At 43.5% G+C, this 2,146-nt stretch carries 1 protein-coding gene; it reads right to left on the bottom strand.

Annotation, left to right across the window (positions count from 1 at the left end; all coding sequences use genetic code 11):
• Positions 1 to 214: 214 nt before the first annotated feature.
• Positions 215 to 1,807, bottom strand: a complete 1,593-nt coding sequence (treA, locus tag VF500_RS09715) for an alpha,alpha-trehalase TreA (protein WP_330859486.1) — start codon at positions 1,805 to 1,807, stop codon at positions 215 to 217.
• Between the last annotated feature and the right edge of the window lie 339 nt (positions 1,808 to 2,146).

Genomic DNA, 2,146 nt, shown 5'->3' with positions numbered 1-2,146 from the left:
CGGACTCTATAAGGTCCCAAGGGTTATACGGGGTGTCTAATTTGCCCTGTTTATTCCGCAAATATCTTACTTCTCATCGCAGGGCACGTCATTACATTTTTTTTCAGGTACCCCTGATGGTTACTCGCAATGACATGATTTATGATTAGTTAAAGACTTACGAAGTTTTCGAAACTTCGTAAGTCTGGGTTCTATAACATGCTTTCCCAATCAATCAATTCTGAACTTCCGCCGGTGTCTTTTCCAATTGCTCCGTATCGATATGATATCTGTTCACCAGATGCAGTAGTACACCGTTCGTCCAGCCGAAACCATCCTGTAAAGGATATTCGCCGCCGCCGGCAGTTAATTGGGTATCAACTACATTATATTTTTCAAGCAATTTGCCGGTTTGTTTAAACACCCTGATGTTGAGCTTTAGCCAGCGGGTGGCAATTTCTTTGGCCAATGTATTGCAATTGTATTTTTCAAGGCCATCTATAGCCATATACTGTAACGGTGCCCATCCGTTGGGCGCATCCCATTGCTGACCGGAAAAGTTTGGTGTAGTAACCAGTCCGCCGGGTTTCAGAAAATTATTTTTAAGGCCATCGGCTACTAAGCGGGCCTGCTCATCACTTGCAATTTTAAACTCAAGGGGGAACTCGCCGGCAAGTGTTTCCACTGCGGATTGTTGTTGCAATCGCCAGTTGTAATCATCAAACCAGCCTGTTTTCTGGTTCCAGCAGTATTTCAGGACAGCAGCCTTGCGGCTATTTGCCCTGTATCTGTACATTTTAGCAAGCTTGGCATTTGGAAGCTGGTTCAGGCTGCGGGCGATGGTCATTTCCAAATTATACATTAAACAATTCAGGTCAACCGGGATAATATCTGCGGTTTGTATAGTTGGTAGCTTACCGGATGCATCAAACCAGCGTGTGCTGAAATCCCAACCCGAAGCAGCAGCTGCCCGGATATTGCGGTAAAATTGCGCAGGCGGTTGTTTAGTTTCTTTGGCTGCATCAACATCTTTTATATACGACTCCTCGCGAGGTTCATCACTTTCGTCCCAATAACGGTTCAGTACAACGCCATCCGGCATCCGTACAACCCGGTGTGCCGCTTCGTTGGTCTTTATTGCTTCCCAGCCATGCATCCAATATTCATATTCTTTGATCAGCTGCGGCCTAAAATGTACCAGCACTTTCTCTCCTTCAATTTTCGCTAATAAGTTTACCATCATGGCAAAAAATGGCGGCTGCGAACGGGTAAGATAATAGCTGCGGTTGCCGTTGGGGATAAATCCGTATTTATCAATGAGGTAAGCAAAGTTTTCGACCATATCATGGATCACTTTAAACTGGTGGCTTTCCTGTAAACCAAGCATGGTAAAGTACGAGTCCCAATAGTAAATTTCCCTGAACCTGCCGCCCGGCACAATGTAGGGGTTAGGTAGTGCAAGGGCCGATGAGAAAGGTTTTGCTTCATCAGGGCGGCGTTGTAATACCTGCCACAAAGTATCAATATGTTTGCGGATGCCGGCCGAGATATCAGTTTGGAAGTTATTATGTGACACAGGTACATTGAAATTAGCCAATACAAATGCCTGCAGACTAAACCCGGGCTTATCTTTTTGCTCGTTATAAGCTTTCATGATCAGCGCTGGATCCTGTTTAGGTACTGCATCAACAAAAGTTTTATTGTCAGGGAAAATGGTTGAAGTTTGAACTGCCTCAAACAAGCCCGGGAATTGCTGCCGTGGCGTAGCAGTTTGAGAGTTAGCCCGTAATACAAAGAATAAAAAAGTGAGTAAAAAAAGTTTTCTCATCGGCTTAAAATTATACCTTTTTGCAGGATAGGTAATTGGTTTAACAGGATATAAATTTACTATTTTTGAAAAGAAAATAACTGGTATCTGCTTTGTTTTCAATGTTTTTTGTGCGATATTATTGCGGAGAGATATAGATATCAGGAATATCAGCCAATTTTAAACAAAACACATAAGCCACTCATCATGATGAACTTTTTACGGAAGGGAAGCATTCTGTTTTCGTTATTATTTGCCCAGTTGTGTTATGGCCAGTCGGCTGCCAATAAGTTGCCGTCATGGGCATTTGGTGGGTTTGCCCGGCCTGCAAATATTAACCCCATCATATCGCCGGATACT

Source organism: Mucilaginibacter sp. (assembly GCF_036383575.1).
GTDB lineage: Bacteria > Bacteroidota > Bacteroidia > Sphingobacteriales > Sphingobacteriaceae > Mucilaginibacter.
Note: the sequence above shows the minus strand (reverse complement) of the source record. Positions and strands in the feature narration are given on the sequence as shown.